We start from the raw sequence: 17,338 nt of genomic DNA, 5'->3' as shown, positions 1-17,338 counted from the left end.
AATTCCGATATAACCTCTAATTTTTAATTTGTCATTACCAATAAGTGTGATGTAACATTTGTAAAGTTTGCCATTTTTAGGATCTAAAACTTGACCGTCATTGTATTCGTCGCCATCTTTTGTAAGACCTTTTATGAAGGTTAATCCTAAAATGGGTTTGTTTTTATCATCGCCTTTACACAAAGTACATTTTTTATCTCGATGTTGTGCGTCAAGAATTTCTACAATTTTGCCGTAAATTTTTCCATTTTTCTCGTAAATTTCTACAACTCCTTTTTCTTTTCCTGTTTCGTCATCAATGGTTTTCCATCTTCCAATTACAGTTTGAGAAAACGAAATTTGAAAAAATAAAAGTACACAAATTATTATTTTACTATTCATTTTGTTGCACGTTTTTAGTATCGTTTTGTATTGCTGTGACTTTGATTTTGTTAATAGTAGCGTTTAAATCAAATCCTAATAAAAGTACCATAGAATTTATCCAAATGTAAAACATAACTACCAATAATGTACCTATTGAACCATAAAGTTCGTTGTATTTGGAAAATTTAATTACCCAAATCCCAAAAAAATACGAAGAAATAATAATCAATATTGTAGTAAAAACAGAACCTATTGAAATAAAGGATATTTTGCGTTGTTGCTTAATTCCGTACTTGAATAATAATGAAGTAGTTATTAATATCATCGCAATCACAAAGATGTATCTGCTTATTTCAATTACTTGAATTTTATCTGAAAGTACATCTTGAATTTTGGTTTTTTGAATTAAAACTTCAAAAATAATTATGGTTGAAACTGTTACAAGTAATATAACAGAAAGTATAATTGACAAAGCGACTGAAATAAAATATTGTCTAAAAAATCGGCGTTTGTGAATAATGTGTCTTGAATTTTCAAATCCGCCAAGAACAGCATTTACACCATTTGCCATAAGGAAAATTGCCATGAAAAATCCTGTAGAAATCAATCCAGAATTACTATTATGAAGAATATCGTTTATAATTTTAAAAATAGCATCGTAAGTTGTTGGCGGAACACTTTGTTGTACAAAATTGAGAAAATCTTCTTGAAAACCTGCTATTGGAATGAACGGAATTAAATTTAAAATGAATAATGCAAACGGAAATAAAGCCATAAAAAAACTAAAAGCAATTGCAGTTGCACGATAAGAAACTGCTCCATCAACTATGCCAATAATGTACATTTCTAACAAATCGTAAAATGACAAACCTTGTAGCCAAGGCAATTTTATAGTTTGGCAGAAAAGCACCAATTGTTTTAGAACTGGGATTTTTAAAAGTTTACTTTCTATTTCTATGCTCATATATTTTATTTGCCAATAAGGCACTTTTTTATGATACTGAAACTCTAATTTTTAAAGTTTTATTTAAAGTTATGCCACTTCGACTGCGCTCAGTGTGACAATATGGACTTCAATTTATATCTTTCTAATGTTAAAAAATATGATTTTAAAACTCAAATTCTTTTTTGTTTTACTAAATTTATATCGCTTTCAAACTCAAATCCATATTATAAACAGAATGCGTTAATGCGCCAGAAGAAATGTAATTTACACCACAATTGGCATAATCTCTAATGGTTTTTTCATTAATATTTCCTGATGATTCTGTTAAACACTTAGTTCCAATTAATTTTACAGCTTCTATTGTGTCTTCAAAGTTAAAATTATCAATTAGAATTCTATAAACTCCATTACTTTGTAAAATTTCTTTAATCTCGTCAAGGCTTCTGGCTTCTACAATTATCTTTAAATCTTTGTTGTTTTCTTTTAAATAGTGTTTGGTTTTACTGATTGCATTTGTAATTCCGCCAGCAAAATCGTTATGATTGTCTTTTAACATTATCATGTCGTACAAGGCAAATCGATGATTTTCGCCTCCACCAATTTTTACAGCCCATTTTTCGCAAGCTCTAAAACCTGGTGTTGTTTTTCTTGTATCTAAAATTTTGGTTTTTGTTCCTTCAAGTAAATCTACAAACTTTTTAGTTTTTGTAGCAATGGCACTCATTCGTTGCATTGAATTTAAAACCAAACGTTCTGCTTTTAAAATAGATTGCGAACTTCCAGCAACATGAAAAACTACATCTCCATACTTTACTTCGCTTCCATCTTCAATAAAAGTAGTTACATTTAAATTCTTATCTACATAGTTAAAAACCATTTTGGCAAATTCAACTCCAGCGATAATTCCGTTATCTTTTACTAAAAGTTTAGCTTTTCCTTGAGCATTTGCAGGAATACATGCTAGTGATGAATGATCGCCATCTCCAACATCTTCTCGAATGGCGTTTTCTATTATAAGTTGTAACTCTTGATTAAATTGGGTTTGAGAAATCATAGTGCAAATTTGATTGGCTAAAATAATGAAATTTGCAATACTATAATAAGAGTTGTAATTTTTTAAAGATATAAATTGGTTTAAAATTGACACAAAATAAAAAAAACTCCACAGCTCGTATCCCAAATACTTACCGTGGAGTTAATTCAACCTACATTACTTTAACCTACTGATGCAAAAATATAACGGATTTTATTCTTATTTATACGTAGTTTTACGTATTTTTTATTTTTTATTTGTTAAAATTTAATACAACTTTAAACTTTTATTTTCTTTATTAGATTTAATGATGAATACCTTTGTAGATATTGTCTAATTAATAAAATTTAAGCTATGAAATTTACAAGAACAGCAAGTACCAATTGGAAAGGTACAGGAATGGAAGGAAAAGGAACTATTTCTACACAAAGTACCACTTTAAACAATGCACAATTATCTTTTAAAACAAGATTTGATGAAGGTGTTGGAACCAATCCAGAGGAATTAATTGGAGCAGCACATTCTGGTTGTTACACAATGCAATTAAGTTTTTTATTGACCGATGCTGGTTTTCCTGCAGAAAATTTAGATACGGTTGCCAAAGTAACATTTGAAGATGGAACAATTACAGAAATTCAATTGAATTTAACGGCAACAATTCTAGGAATTAGTGAAGAAATTTTTCAAGAAACTGCTACTAAAGCCAAAGAAATATGTCCTATTTCTAAATTATTTAATACTAAAATAGTTTTGAATGCTAGTTTAACTAAATAGTAAATTATAAAATCCTTCTTATTAAATTTAAAATAAGAAGGATTTTTTATCTTTTCATTGCAAAATGACCTTTGTGAATTCGTCCATTTTGCCTGTTAATTACAAACCAATAATCGTCGGAAATTAATTTATTTCCATTGTAATTTCCATCCCAACCTTGAGAATTGGAATTAAAATTGGTTATTAATTTTCCGTATCTATCAAAAATAGTTACTTTAAAGTTTGGCTCCAAGTTTGAATTTTTTATAAACCAATAATCGTGATAACCATCATCATTAGGTGTAAAATATCTTGGATAATTTAACAACCAAACTTCTTGTTCTATAAGTACACAACCACCAATATCCTTGACATATACAGTATAAAGTCCAGATAATAAATTAGAGAAAATAGTACTTTCTTGAAAATTTACACCATCAATAGAGTATAAAAAATTGCCAACTTCTGTTGTAAAAACTGTTATAGAATTTTCATTAGTTGTCCAATCTATAGTTTCGATAGCATCAAATTGTGGAATTTGAGAATTAATAACTTCAATATTTAATGATTTTGTACATTTTAAATTAGTTCCATAACTATTTGTTGCAGTTACTACTAGATTAGTTATACCAATTTGAGAAATTGAAATTAAAGGATTAGTAGAACCATCTGACCATAAATAGGTAGTTGTAGGTAAATTTCCAATTGAAGCATCTATTATTTGTGGTGAAGTTGAACAATTAATGTATTGTTGATTCACGTTTAATTTTGGTTCCAGTCCTACTATTGTGTTAAAAGATAAAACTTCATAACAACTTGGTAAAGCATTAAAAATTATTCTTGCAAATAGTTCTTGAGGATTTGTAGATGGATTAAATGCTATAGAATTCACTATTGAATTTTGTGCATTCTGTGCATCTGTCAAAGAAGTGTAATACGAAATTGTATATTCACTTGCAGCTTGTGAACCCAGAATTATTGGATTTTGAAGAGTTAAATTAAAGGTTTCATTACCTGTAATTGTAGCAGTACATTGCAACATATTTTCAGGTTGAGTTGTTACAATAAACGATGATAATGTTGCAATATCATAAATTTTATTTGTTATGTTTCCGCATGCATCTTCAACTACAAATTGATACAATCCTTGTTGCAAACCGTTAAAAATATTTGAATTTCCGTTATCTAAGAAAAACGGATTTCCATCTTTAGTTACTATTTTAAATTTTAATGGATTGGTTCCTATAGCGTTAATAAAAACATCTAAATTTCCAGATGTTGAACAAGGTAATCTGTTGGCATCTAAAATTTCTAAACTTTGATTAAACGATAATGTTGGTGCTAAAATTTCTATACATTTTGAATTAATATCTGTAATCGACCCATTATTTACTTCACTACCAGAATTATAAGCCGAAAAATATCTAACAATTCTAAACGTACCATTAAAACTTAAATTTAAATTGTTTGCATTATTAACTAACAATAAAGAATTAGTTGCAGTTGGAACACTACCTTCACTATAAACAACATTTGTAGCAGGATTTCCCCAAGAATTTGTAGATGGATTAATAAGTTTTTGTAACCAAAATTTTTGTCCAGCAGTTCCATTACTAACAAAGTTTAAAGGAATAGTAAACGAGCCACAGTTGGGTTGCAAAGAAAATGACTCAGAAGTTATAGCATATCCAGCAATAGTAATTGTTTTAGTTGAAGTAAAATTACAACCGTCAATTGTGGCAAATGTATAATTTCCTGGAGGCAAATTTCCTAAATAAAAAATTCCATTAGCAATTAAATTATTTGACAAATTAATTGGAAAACTTGATGCATAAGAACTTGGCGCATTAGTTAAAATTACAGAAGTTAAAGGTCCGTTTTCACTATTTATTCTGACCGAACCTTTTAGTAAATCGCAACCTTGACGAATTTCTGAAACTATGCCTAAATCTTGATAAACTGGAACTAAAACATCTAATGGTAAAAGAGTTGAGCTACAACTATCTGTTAATAAAAAGGTGTAATTTCCTGATACAATTTGAGCCAAAGTAAAATTTCCGTTTACATCAATTAAATTAGAAACATCATGTGGTAAAGGAAAAGGATATGTAGCTGGAGCATTTGAAATTATTACTGTAACTAAATTTGATCCTAAAATTGAGATTTCAATTTTTCCTTGATTTGCTAAACATCCTTCATTGGTTGCAACTGCTGTTGGCAAAATTGGTACCGATTGAACACTAAAAAATCTTGGAACTGCAAGTGTTCTACCACAACTGTCGGTTATTTGAACTGTATAATCGCCAATTGGTGTTGGATTGGTTGGACTTCCAAAATCAATTGTATTTAAAGTAAATGGTCCAGGATAATTGGCATTAAATGTTGATGGATTAAATCCTGCTGGAGCACTTAAAAAATTTAATGAATATGGTGGTGTAAAATTGGAAGCTGTGAGTGTAAAATGATATTGATTACAATCTAAAACAACTATTGTACTCAATAATTCAATACCTTGATTAATTACAAAATTCTTGGTTATAACTATTCCGCAGACATCAGTAATAGTAATATCATACGAATAATTTTGGTTAAGATAATATGGAATTGTTTGAGATAGCGTTTGAGATGTTAAATTTCCGTTGGTTATATTTTGATTAAAAATAATAGCTGCGCCAGTTGGCGGATAAACACTATAATTTATAGATAATGGATACCCAATAACAGTTCCGTTTGCAGGAGTTATAACATTATTTACAACTGTAAAATTGCAATTCGCAGGATTAGTATTTGTAAATGTTGGCTCTGCAATTGATAATTCTGCTTGATTTTGAATTACAGTAAATGCTTGTACAGAACCATTTCCGCAACCATCAAAAACTCTAACTCTATAGTTACCAACAACTAATCCTGAGAAAACATTACTTGATTGCAAAGGAAATAAAATTGGTCCATCAAATATTTCATACGAAACAGGAAAACCAGTTATTGTATTTACAGTTATTGAACTTGTAGCAGTACAAGCTTGGTTTAAACTTAAAATTGAATAAACAAGCGGAACAATATTGCTAGAAATAGTAACATCAACTTGTTGCGAAGTAACTACTCCATTTACTGTTTCTTTTGCAATTACTCTGTACAAGCCAGATGTTAATCCGTTTAAATTGGTATTGGAAGTTATTGATATTGGAATTACAGCTTCTGGAAGTTTATAAATTGAATAAAGAATTGTTCCGTTAGCATCAATATCTGTTGATGTAAAAGTTAAAGAACCGTTTCCGGTACAGGTTTCAGTTGAAGACGAAACATTTAGTATAAATCCAAAAGTGAAAAATGGAAATATAAATAGTAGGTATAATAAATAAATTTGCACTTTTTTCATAACTAAAAGTAGTAATGAAATTTAATTTTTTAAAGTACTCATCAATCTAGCGAATGAATTTTATAATTTGGGTATGATTATAAAAATTTAAATAAAATAAAAAAGTGCCTAAAATTTATTAAACACTTTTTTTTAAATCATTTATGATTTTGCTTCTTCTTTATGAGCACAACATCCAGCTTTTTTTGTTCCAGTTGTTGAACATTCTTTTTTCTCTGAAGCAGTTGGTGTTGCAGTTGTTGATGCTTGCTCAGTTTTAGCTTTCTTTTTTCTTTTAGAAACTTTTTCTTGAGCACTTACATTCATTGTAAATAAAAATGCAACTACTGCTAATGATGTTACTAATTTTTTCATTTTTTTATGGTTTTAAATTTTTAATTATTTTAATTATCAATTTCAAATGTAGTAATAAATTTGAATACAATCATTATCCTAAAAAAAATTAAGATAATTTTAAATATAATCACTTTGATTTATAGTATTATAAAGTTGAAGGACAAACAAAATTTGTTCTTTTTATTCCAGTATTTTTTATAGCAGCATAACCACCTTTTACATCTATAACGTTATGAAATCCTCTTGCTTTTAAAATTGAAATTGCCATTACAGAACGATAACCGCCAGCACAATGAACATAAAAGTCTTTATCTTTAGGAAATTCTTGTAAATGATTATTTAAAAAATCTAATGGAGTTGATGGTACATTTTCTATATGTTCGGATGCAAATTCACCTGGTTTTCTAACATCAAAAATTAAAGTGTTTTCTTTCATTTTATCTTCTAATTCTTCTGCTGTAACTGAATTTAAAGTTTCAATATCTTTTTCAGATTTTATCCAAGTTTCAAATCCACCTTCAAGATATCCTATTGTATTATCATAGCCAACTCTGGCTAATCTTGTAATGGTTTCTACTTCTCTTCCAACTGGGGTTACTAATAAAATTGGTTGTTTAGCATCTATAATTAATGCGCCAACCCAAGGAGCAAATCCGCCATCAAGACCAATAAAAATAGAATTAGGAATATGACCAGCAGAAAAATCATCTTGATGACGAACGTCTAAAACTAATGCATCTGTTTCGTTAGCAAGTAGTTCAAATGTTGTTGCATCATAAGGTTTTGCTTCTTCAATAATAGATTCAACATTGGCATAACCTTCTTTATTTAATTTTACATTCATAGGAAAATATGCTGGTGGAGGCAATAATCCATCGGTAACTTCTTTTATAAATTCGTCTTTGGTCATATCATTTCGCAAAGCATAATTAGTTGCTTTTTGATCTCCAATAGAACCAACTGTTTCTTTACTTAAATTTTTTCCGCAAGCACTTCCTGCACCATGAGCTGGATATACAATTACGTTATCTGCAAGTGTCATAATTTTATTTCTAAGACTATCAAATAACATTCCTGCTAAATCTTCTTGTGTAATAGTTGCTGCTTTTTGTGCCAAATCTGGTCGACCAACATCGCCAAGAAATAATGTATCGCCACTAAAAAGTGCGTAGTCTTTTCCGTTTTTATCTTTCAATAAATAACACGTACTTTCCATTGTGTGACCTGGAGTATGAAGCGCTGTTATTGTAATTTCTCCTAGTTGAAAAACTTCTCCATCAGTTGCAATATGAGCTTTAAAACTTGTATTAGCATTGGGTCCAAAAACAATTGGAGCATTAGTTTTTTCAGATAAAGTTACATGTCCGCTAACAAAATCGGCATGAAAATGCGTTTCAAAAATATATTTTATTTTGGCATTGTCAGCTTTGGCTTTATCAATATAATTTTGAACTTCGCGCAACGGATCAATAATTGCAACTTCGCCATTACTTTCTATATAATATGCGCCTTGAGATAAACAACCTGTATATATTTGTTCTATTTTCATAGTATAATTTTAAAGTACAAAATTACTAATTTAAGTTTGTTAATATAGGTTTAAAACTTTATTTTAATTTAAAAAAAGTTCTTTAATTATGATGTAAATTGCCATTACTAGAACAAAATATCCAAAACCAGTTTTTAGCTTTTCGCCAGATATTTTTTTAGATACTACGTTTCCAATAAAAAATCCTACAACAGATAAACTTGTAAAAACTACTAGTATTTTCCAATCTATATTTTTTATAGTACTTAAATCACCCATAAATCCTATTAAAGATTGTGATGCAACTATAAAAAGTGATGTTCCAACCGCCATTTTCATTGGTGTTTTTGCTAAAAAAAGTAATGCAGGAACAATTAAAAATCCGCCACCAGCACCAACAAATCCAGTAATTAACCCAATAAAAATTCCTTGTAAACTAATCTTGAAATAATTTATTTTATCATCATCATTTACAACTATATTCTTTAAAGGTTTTATCATTCTTACAGATGCAAAAAACATTACCATTGCAAAAACAATCATTATTAAATTAGATTTTAAAATAAAATAATCTTGAAAAAATAGTATTTTTGGAATTCTTGGCAGCAAGAATAATCTGGTTATAAAAACTGTTAGTACAGTTGGAATTCCAAACAGAACAACCTTTTTAAAATCTACCAATTTTTCTCTAGCTTTTTGAATTCCTCCAACTAAAGCGGTATTTCCAACAATAAATAAAGAATAAGCAGTTGCTAGAACTGGTTCAATTTTCATGACATAAACCAAAATTGGAACTGATAAAATAGAACCACCACTTCCAATTAATCCTAAAGAAATTCCAACTAAAACCGCTAAAAAGTATCCTATAATATAGTTTATTTCCATTAACGTTTTAAGTTTTTTTCATAAGTTTCAATATAATTCTCAACTGAAATTTTACTTACTAATTGACCAATTAAATCTAAAGGAATATCGTTTATTTTTTTAAATCTAACGCAACCTTTTCCAATATCAAGCTTAGTTTTAGAATGATTTTCATATTCTGATGCAAACCAATTTACTAAATTTTCATCAAAATAAAGTCCTAAATGATGAAGCGAAATAAAGTTTTTTTGAGAACCAATATTCATAAAAGGTAACGGTTGCTTTGCATCGCAATGATAACCATTTGGATAAATAGAATGTGGCACAACATAACCAATCATTCCGTAACACATTATTTCTTCAAAACCTTTTGGTAAATTGTTTAAAATTGAAGTTCTAATTTTAGAAATTGCTTCTCTCCTATCTTCTGGTAATTCTTGTAAATAGTTATCAACTGTGCTAGCTTGGGATTTCATATTTTTGAAATAATTTAAGTAACAAAAACATTTTTTCGTTACTAATTGATTTTAACAAATGTAATACTAAATAATTTTATAGCTTTACAACGCATTTATAAATTTGCTTATGTCTAAAAATACCATCAGAAAAGATAAAACTTGTCTCAATTGCAGTTATGTTGTAGAAAATAGATTTTGTTCCAATTGTGGTCAAGAAAACATTGACACCAGAAAGTCGTTTCATCAATTGTTTGTTCACTTTTTTGAAGATTTGACGCATTATGAAAACTCGTTTTGGCGTACCATAAAAAATTTAATTTTTAAACCTGCTTCACTTACCAAAGAATATCTTTCTGGCAAACGAATGTCTTATTTGGCACCAATTAGATTGTATATTTTTATAAGTTTTGTTACTTTTTTTTTAATTGCAGTTTTACCAAGTGATGATGATAAAAAAAATGATTTAGTCCAAATTAATACAGACGATAAAAAAACAAAATCTGAAAATGATACTGTTTATAAAGAGCAACAGAAAATTTTAGAATTTGAAAAACAAGGATTAATTTCTAAAAAAGAATCTGATTCATTACAAAAGTTTATTATTGAAGCGAAAAAGAAAAATGAAGATGATAGTTTTATGAATCTTGGAAAACATTATAAAAATGTAAAAGAATTAGATTCTATTCAAGAACATGCTAAATCGTCTGATAAACTAGGTTCTTTTCAATATTGGTTAAAACGAAAAAGTCAGTTAATTAATGACAAAATGACTAAAGAAGAAATTCAAGAAAAATTTATTGAATCTTATTTTAAAAATTTACCAAAAGCATTGTTTTTTTACATGCCATTATTTGCATTTGTACTTTGGATATTTCAAAATAAAAAACGTTGGTATTACTTTGATCACGGTATTTTTACACTTCATTATTTTTCATTTTTATTGTTAGGAAGTTTATTTATATCTTTTATAGACTTTTTAATATCATTTGTAAATAATTATAGTTTTTTCAATGTTTTAAACTATATATTTAAAATAGTTACAGTAGTATATATGTTGTATTACTTTTTTCCAGCACATCATAGATTTTATGAAGAAAAAAGATGGATGTCTATTTTAAAAGGAATTGTTATGTTTTTCATAAACTTTTTTATTATTGGCATAATTTTAACTTGCTTTGCAGTCTACACCTTTATCAATTTACATTAAAAATTATGAAAAAAACACTAATAACAGCATCACTTTGCCTTACTTTATTAGCTTGTACAACTCAAAAACAAGTTGTAAAAGTTATTCCTTTAGACGAAAATAGTTATATAAACTCTATTACTCAAGAAGAATTAAGAACACATTTAACTATTGTTGCATCAGATAAAATGCAAGGTAGAGAAACTGGTAGCGAAGGACAAAAAATGGCTGGACGTTATTTAATTGAACAATATAAAAAAGCTGGAATTTCTTTTCCAAAAGGCGCAAAAGATTATTATCAAACAGTTCCTGCGGCTTATTTAAACGAAAAAAGAAATGAAGGTTTACCAGATTCTGAAAATATTTGGGCTTTTATAGAAGGTTCAGAAAAACCAGATGAAATTGTTGTAATTTCTGCTCATTATGATCACGTTGGAATGAAAAATGGAGAAATCTTTAATGGTGCAGACGATGATGGAAGTGGTACAGTTGCACTTTTAGAAATTGCACAAGCGTTTCAAAAAGCCAAAAAAGAAGGTCATGGACCAAAACGTTCTATACTAATTCTTCACGTTACTGGAGAAGAACATGGTTTACATGGTTCAAGATATTATACTGAAAATCCTTTATTTCCTTTAGCAAATACTGTAGCTGACGTAAATATTGACATGATTGGACGAAGAGACGAAAACCATAAAGATTCTAATAATTATATCTATTTAATTGGATCTGATTATTTGTCTACCGATTTATACAACATTTGTGAAAACGTAAATACCAAATTTACAAAACTAAATCTTGATTATAAATTTAATGATAGAGCAGATAAAAACAGATTTTATTATCGTTCAGATCATTATAATTTTGCCAAAAACGGAATTCCTTCTGTATTTTTATTTAATGGAGTTCATGCTGATTATCACAAACAATCTGATGAAGTTGATAAAATAGAATTTGATGCTTTAACTAAACGTACACAACTTGCTTTTACAATTGTTTGGGAAATTGCCAATCGAGAAAATAGATTGGTTGTTGATAAAGATGGGAAATAGTATTCAGTGATCAGTGATCAGTGTTCAGTGTTCAGTGATTTGCCAATTAATAAAAAATCCTATTTTCAAGTTTGAAAATAGGATTTTTCTATTTAAAACTCTTTTTGTAGAGATTTAATAATTTTTCTGAGAAGAATAAAGAACTGTAAGATTCGTTTGCTTTTGGATTATTAACTTCAAATTCTGCAAGCTGTTTTAAATACTTTTCCAATTGTTCTTTGGTCAATAAATTTCTAAAATCTTCTTCTTGTCTTATAATTATTTTTACAAATTCTGCTGTATCTTTTTCGTCTTCAGACACATTCATCTTTTTAAATATCGGAATCAATTCTTTAAACTGACTAATAAATAATTCTTTAAATACTGGATTCTGTTCTTCTGTATAATTTACAATACCAAAAGTAATTTTACCTTTTGTTTGCCAAAAAGTAGTTTCACCTTCTTCTCCTTTATTAATCATATTTTGAAGAATTCCAACTTTCAATTTCAAACTAGTTTCTATTTGACCAAAAGAAAGTATAGGAAACAATAGCAATAAAAATATATTTTTCATTTTATGTAATTCAATATTTTTCAAATTTATAAAATTTATTTCAAACTATTGTCTTCAAAAATAAAGCCATTTTTAAAATTACAATCCTAAATTTTATGCTATAAATAGTAAATATAAATATTTATCACTTTATTTGAACATAATTTACCAACCAAACCTCACTTTATATTATGAAAACCTACACATTACAAGACATTAATGCTATTTTAAATGGTACAATTGTTGGAAATACAGATCAAAATTTTACAGCTCCAGAACAATTAGAAACCGCTAAAAAAAGTGAAATTTCTTTTATTGGAAATAAAAAATATGAAAAATTTTGGAAAAATTCGTTAGCGTCTTTGGCAATTGTAAATGAAGATGTTTCAATAGAACCAGGAGAAAATCGTGCCTTTATAAAAGTTAATAATGCCGATTTAGCAATGTGTCAAATATTGGATTTATTTGCACCAGACTTACCAAAATTTCATACCGAAATTCATAAAACAGCTTGTATTGATGAAACTGCAATTGTTGGAAAAAATTCTAAAATTGGAGCAAATGCCTATATTGGTCCAAATGTTGTTTTGGGAGAAAATGTAACTATTTATCCTAACGTAACTTTGTTAGACGAAGTTACAATTGGTTCCAATACAGTAATTTGGCCTGGCGCAGTTGTTCGTGAACGTTGCCATATTGGTTCCAACTGTATTATTCATCCAAATGCTTCAATTGGTGCCGATGGTTTTGGATTTCGTCCTTGTCCAGAAAGAGGATTGGTAAAAATTCCACAAATTGGAAATGTAATTATAGGAAATAACGTAGAAATTGGAGCCAATTCTTGCGTTGATAGAGGAAAATTTAGTTCTACAATTCTTGGTGATGGTTGTAAAATTGATAATTTAGTTCAAATTGGTCATAACAGTAAACTTGGAAAATTCTGTATTATGGCAGGAAATAGCGGACTTGCAGGTTCAGTAACTTTAGGAAATGGCGTAATTATTGGAGGAAGTGCTTCTATAAAAGACCATACTACTATTGGAGATGGAGCAATTGTTGGTGCAGGTTCTGGAGTAACAGGAGATATTTCAGCAGGAAAAACTATGATTGGTTATCCAGCAGTTGAAGCTAGAACAGCTTTAAAACAATGGGCAATTTTAAAAAGAATGGCAACACAATAAAAAATATAACATGAAAATTACTAAATTAATTTTAAACTTTCTTTTTTTATTTCTAATCAATATATCATCGGCACAGTTAAAAAGTGCGTTTGAAAAAGGTTCTATTATTTTAAAGGATAATAAAAAAATTGAAGGATTTATTAAAACTGATGATATAACAAAATTAGCTACAGAAATATGTTTTAAAGAATTATTTACAGATAAAGATTGTAAAAATTATGTTGCTTCTACATTACACTCTTTTAGCACTGAAAATGGTAAATTTTTTGAATCCTTAACTATAAAAACCAATAAAAATACTACTGAAATTACTCTTTTTGCTAATTTAATTTTGAAAGGTGAATGTTCTTTATATAAATGTTCTTACAACGATAAAGATATTTATGTTGTAAAAAATAATGCCAATAATTATGTATTACAAAATGATGAATTAATATCTGGAGAAACAGAAATTAGAAAATATAATTATAGAGGTATTTTAAATATTGCTACAGATGGTTTTTCTAATACTAATAAAGTTATCGAATTTAATGAAAATAGTTTTATAAAAATTATTACAGAATATAATTCATCTATTGGGTTAGAAAGTAAAGTTTTAACTTATAATGAAAAGAAAATAAATTATTTAATTGCTACTATTGGTGGTGGATTTAAACAAAATGAATCTGAATATTTTTTTCAAGGTATATATAGAATTTATTATCCCAAAATAAGTAGAAGTACTTCTTTAAATTTTGGATTAAATTACTTTTACAATAAAAATTCCCAAGTATATAATAATGTAACATACAATTTTACTTCTTCATTAATTTCATTACCAGTACAATTACAGCAAAATTTTTTAAATGAAAAATTCAGACCTTATATAACAGCTGGTTTTAATTTAAACTATTTAAAAGTAGTAGATAAAAATGATAATTCCATTTTATTTAATGGTTTACAAAATAACATTGGTATAGGAATAGTTTATGGAACAGGAATTGAATTTGATTTATATAAAGGATTATTAGCAAAATGTGAATACAAATTTGAATCTTACAGACATGTAATTCTTTTTGGAATTGGTTATAATTTTTCTAAATAAACTTAAATTGCTAAAAACGAAAAAAGTCTTGAAAAATTTCAAGACTTTTTTTTTGGGTGAATGACCGGGTTCGAACCGGCGACCCTCGGTACCACAAACCGATGCTCTAACCAGCTGAGCTACAATCACCGTGTTTAATTAGAGTGCAAATATAGAATTTTTCTTTGTTTTAGCAAAATAAAAAATAAAAATTATATCAAATCTGTTAAACTATTGACAGCCAAATATCTTTCTGTAGTAAATCCTTCTGCATATTCTACTCCTGTAATTCTGCCTAAATCTTGTGCGCGATATTTTACACTATCTAAAAAGTTTTTAGAACTTATTGGCGATTCTGGTTCGTTGGTATTAGGATTATAAAATTGTGAACTGTATGCCAAAATTGATTCCATTTTTACATCAATAAAACCAGAAATATCTACAACAAAATCTGGTTCAAGATTTTTCCATTGTATGTAATGATAAACCACTTTTGGTCGCCAAGCTGTTTGTTTTTCGCCATTAATTTCGGTTTCAATCATTCTCAAACCTGATAAAAAACAAGCATCAGAAACCAACTTACTTCCTTTTCCGTGGTCAATATGTCTATCATCTATGGCATTGCAAAGCACAATTTCTGGTTGGTATTTTCTAATCATTTTGATAATTTTCATTTGATGTGCTTCGTCATTTATAAAAAATCCATCACGCATATCTAGATTTTCTCTAACTGAAATTCCCAATATTTTAGATGCTTTTTCAGATTCTGAATTTCTAATTTCAACTGAACCACGAGTTCCAAGTTCGCCTCGAGTTAAATCTATAATTCCAACTTTTTTTCCTAGAGAAATTTCTTTGGCAATTGTTCCGCTACAACCCAATTCTACATCGTCTGGATGTGCACCGAAAGCTAAAATATCTAATTTCATTTGTTTGTTGTTTGTTGTTTATAGTTTGTTGTTTATGGTTTGTTGTTTATGGTTTGTTGTTTATAGTTTGTTGTTTATAGTTTGTTGTTTATAGTTTTTAAATCTCGTATTTCGTACTTCGTATTTCGTACCTTTAAAGTGCTTTTTTCATAGTTATAGATTTATTGACCGTTTCTACAAATTCATTTTTTGCACTACTATCTTTTGTGATTCCGCAACCTATAAATATTTTTGCTTGTGTGATTGCTAAATTTAAAGCAATCTCAATCTTCATACATCGTAAATTTACAAATAAATCAGATTGATTTTCTCTATAAGTTAAAAAATCTTTTTTCCATTCGCCAAGAAAACCTGAATAAAATTCTCTGTCATAACCTTCATTTTCTATAATAAAATCTTTGGCTTCTTGCTTTGGAAATCCGCAAACTGCTGGCGTTGGATGCAATAAATTTATTATTTTACTAATATCATTTTTATCTGAAATTTTAGCTTCAATATCTGTTTTAATATGTGATAAAGTTCCAGCTTTGATTGTGTATGGTTCTGAAAATTCTACTGAATCTGAAAATTTAGATAAATTATATACTAAATAATCTGTTACAATTTTTTGTTCTATAATTTCTTTTTTACTCCAAATAACTTCTTGATTATCAATACTTAATTGTGTTCCTGCTAATGAAACTGTTTTTAACTTATCTTCTTCAATTTTAAGAAACTGTTCTGGCGTTGCACCAATCCATAAACCAATTTTTGGATGATAAAAACAATATTTTAAAGCTTCGTTATAATAGGATACTAATTTTTTAAAAGCATTTTCAAAATCGAAATTTTGTAGTTCAACTGATTCTTTTCTAGACAATACTACTTTTTCAAATTGATTATTATTTATAGAATCTACACCTTTTTGAACTAATTTTTCAAAATTTACTTTATCTATTTCTGTATAAGAATTTTCAATATTTGATGATATAATAAAATCAGTAGCATTATTATTTTCAAAATAAACCTCGCAATAATTATCTGGAATTAAATATCGTTTTAAATTGTTGAAAGAAACAAATGCAAAGCCACTTTGAGAAGTTGAATCAAGTTCAAACAAATCATCATTTTTTTGAAATAAAGCAATTGTTTTATCTGAATTTGGTTTGCAATAAACTACAAAAGGTAGTCTTGAATTAAAATGTTCTTTGGCTTTTTTAAATATTTCGCTCATCGTCCTTTGCTTGGTAAAATCATATTGGTCAATTTGCAAAGTGAAATTAATCTATCGTTTTCATCAACAATTTTAATTTCCCAAAGATGAATACTTCTACCTTGATGAATAATTTTGGCAGTTGCAGTAACAATTCCTTCTTTTTTACTTCGTAAATGATTGGCAGAAATCTCTATTCCGCGAACTTCTTGTTTTTCTGGATTAATAAACATTAAAGATGCTGCGCTTCCAACACTTTCTGCTAAAGCTACTGTTGCTCCACCATGAAGTAATCCCATTGGTTGATGAACTCTAGAATTTACTGGCATTGTAGCAACTAAAAATCCTTCCCCAGCATCTATATAATTTATTTCTAAAGTTTCCATCAAGGTGTTTTTAGACCATTCTTGACAGAGTTGTAATACTTTTTCTTTATCAAATGACATACATTTTTTTTACAAATTTAATCAAAATACTACTCATATAAAATCTAAAAATTAGAATAGAATAAATTTCATTTTGTAACGTTATCAATAATTATAA

General features: G+C 28.0%; 17 protein-coding genes and 1 tRNA gene. 5 read left to right on the top strand and 13 right to left on the bottom strand.

Going from position 1 to position 17,338, the window contains the following annotated elements:
- From ACH2BC_RS02050 to nadC, 3 genes are all read right to left on the bottom strand, one after another.
- On the bottom strand, positions 1 to 381 hold a 381-nt coding region (locus tag ACH2BC_RS02050; RefSeq protein WP_395052314.1), incomplete at its 3' end, for a DUF2147 domain-containing protein.
- Entirely contained in the window at positions 374 to 1,327 is a 954-nt protein-coding gene (locus ACH2BC_RS02045; RefSeq protein WP_395052312.1) for a YihY/virulence factor BrkB family protein, read from the bottom strand. The genes ACH2BC_RS02050 and ACH2BC_RS02045, both read right to left, overlap by 8 nt.
- Before the next feature lie 178 nt (positions 1,328 to 1,505).
- Complete coding sequence (gene nadC, locus ACH2BC_RS02040) at positions 1,506 to 2,363, bottom strand: carboxylating nicotinate-nucleotide diphosphorylase (RefSeq protein WP_395052311.1); 858 nt, start codon at positions 2,361 to 2,363, stop codon at positions 1,506 to 1,508.
- Between the two features lie 333 nt (positions 2,364 to 2,696).
- Between nadC and ACH2BC_RS02035 the strand changes: the two genes are divergently transcribed.
- Positions 2,697 to 3,116, top strand: coding sequence for an OsmC family protein (locus ACH2BC_RS02035; RefSeq protein ID WP_395052310.1), 420 nt, complete (start codon positions 2,697 to 2,699; stop codon positions 3,114 to 3,116).
- A 46-nt stretch (positions 3,117 to 3,162) separates the two neighbouring features.
- On the opposite strand, the gene ACH2BC_RS02030 is transcribed toward ACH2BC_RS02035, so the two are convergent.
- From ACH2BC_RS02030 to ACH2BC_RS02010, 5 genes are all read right to left on the bottom strand, one after another.
- Positions 3,163 to 6,474, bottom strand: coding sequence for a T9SS type B sorting domain-containing protein (locus ACH2BC_RS02030; RefSeq protein ID WP_395052309.1), 3,312 nt, complete (start codon positions 6,472 to 6,474; stop codon positions 3,163 to 3,165).
- Positions 6,475 to 6,615: 141 nt separating this feature from the next.
- Complete coding sequence (locus ACH2BC_RS02025) at positions 6,616 to 6,828, bottom strand: hypothetical protein (protein WP_395052308.1); 213 nt, start codon at positions 6,826 to 6,828, stop codon at positions 6,616 to 6,618.
- 127 nt (positions 6,829 to 6,955) lie between these two features.
- Positions 6,956 to 8,359: a rhodanese-like domain-containing protein gene (locus ACH2BC_RS02020; protein ID WP_395052307.1), complete on the bottom strand. Its 1,404-nt coding sequence runs from the start codon at positions 8,357 to 8,359 to the stop codon at positions 6,956 to 6,958.
- A gap of 63 nt (positions 8,360 to 8,422) precedes the next feature.
- Positions 8,423 to 9,223, bottom strand: coding sequence for a sulfite exporter TauE/SafE family protein (locus tag ACH2BC_RS02015; protein WP_395052306.1), 801 nt, complete (start codon positions 9,221 to 9,223; stop codon positions 8,423 to 8,425).
- Positions 9,223 to 9,678, bottom strand: a complete 456-nt coding sequence (locus ACH2BC_RS02010; RefSeq protein ID WP_395052304.1) for a DUF1801 domain-containing protein — start codon at positions 9,676 to 9,678, stop codon at positions 9,223 to 9,225. Before ACH2BC_RS02010 ends, ACH2BC_RS02015 begins: the two co-directional genes overlap by 1 nt.
- 109 nt (positions 9,679 to 9,787) lie before the next feature.
- On the opposite strand from ACH2BC_RS02010, the gene ACH2BC_RS02005 reads away from it, so the two are divergent.
- Entirely contained in the window at positions 9,788 to 10,867 is a 1,080-nt protein-coding gene (locus ACH2BC_RS02005; RefSeq protein WP_395052303.1) for a DUF3667 domain-containing protein, read from the top strand.
- A gap of 5 nt (positions 10,868 to 10,872) precedes the next feature.
- Positions 10,873 to 11,898, top strand: a complete 1,026-nt coding sequence (locus ACH2BC_RS02000) for a M28 family metallopeptidase (protein ID WP_395052302.1) — start codon at positions 10,873 to 10,875, stop codon at positions 11,896 to 11,898.
- A gap of 88 nt (positions 11,899 to 11,986) precedes the next feature.
- Here the strand turns inward: ACH2BC_RS02000 and ACH2BC_RS01995 are convergent, their stop codons facing one another.
- Entirely contained in the window at positions 11,987 to 12,451 is a 465-nt protein-coding gene (locus ACH2BC_RS01995) for a hypothetical protein (protein WP_395052301.1), read from the bottom strand.
- A 170-nt stretch (positions 12,452 to 12,621) separates the two neighbouring features.
- Between ACH2BC_RS01995 and lpxD the strand changes: the two genes are divergently transcribed.
- Together lpxD and ACH2BC_RS01985 are read left to right on the top strand one after the other, a co-directional pair.
- Positions 12,622 to 13,611 (top strand): UDP-3-O-(3-hydroxymyristoyl)glucosamine N-acyltransferase, encoded by a 990-nt coding sequence (gene lpxD / locus ACH2BC_RS01990; RefSeq protein ID WP_395052300.1) that lies wholly within the window; start codon positions 12,622 to 12,624, stop codon positions 13,609 to 13,611.
- Positions 13,612 to 13,621: 10 nt separating this feature from the next.
- The gene (locus ACH2BC_RS01985) at positions 13,622 to 14,695 is read left to right on the top strand and encodes a hypothetical protein (RefSeq protein WP_395052299.1); all 1,074 of its coding nucleotides are present in this window, start codon (positions 13,622 to 13,624) and stop codon (positions 14,693 to 14,695) included.
- Positions 14,696 to 14,749: 54 nt separating this feature from the next.
- Here the strand turns inward: ACH2BC_RS01985 and ACH2BC_RS01980 are convergent.
- From ACH2BC_RS01980 to ACH2BC_RS01965, 4 genes are all read right to left on the bottom strand, one after another.
- Positions 14,750 to 14,825: transfer RNA gene (locus ACH2BC_RS01980), tRNA-His, on the bottom strand.
- A gap of 61 nt (positions 14,826 to 14,886) precedes the next feature.
- Complete coding sequence (bshB1, locus tag ACH2BC_RS01975; protein ID WP_395052298.1) at positions 14,887 to 15,603, bottom strand: bacillithiol biosynthesis deacetylase BshB1; 717 nt, start codon at positions 15,601 to 15,603, stop codon at positions 14,887 to 14,889.
- Positions 15,604 to 15,736: 133 nt separating this feature from the next.
- Complete coding sequence (locus ACH2BC_RS01970; protein WP_395052297.1) at positions 15,737 to 16,816, bottom strand: chorismate-binding protein; 1,080 nt, start codon at positions 16,814 to 16,816, stop codon at positions 15,737 to 15,739.
- The gene (locus ACH2BC_RS01965; protein WP_395052296.1) at positions 16,813 to 17,241 is read right to left on the bottom strand and encodes a hotdog fold thioesterase; all 429 of its coding nucleotides are present in this window, start codon (positions 17,239 to 17,241) and stop codon (positions 16,813 to 16,815) included. Before ACH2BC_RS01965 ends, ACH2BC_RS01970 begins: the two co-directional genes overlap by 4 nt.
- Positions 17,242 to 17,338 lie beyond the last annotated feature (97 nt).

The organism is Flavobacterium sp. (genome assembly GCF_043760115.1).
Classification (GTDB): domain Bacteria; phylum Bacteroidota; class Bacteroidia; order Flavobacteriales; family Flavobacteriaceae; genus Flavobacterium.
The sequence above is the reverse complement of the archived record's forward strand: the minus strand, read 5'-3'. Positions and strand labels throughout refer to the sequence as shown.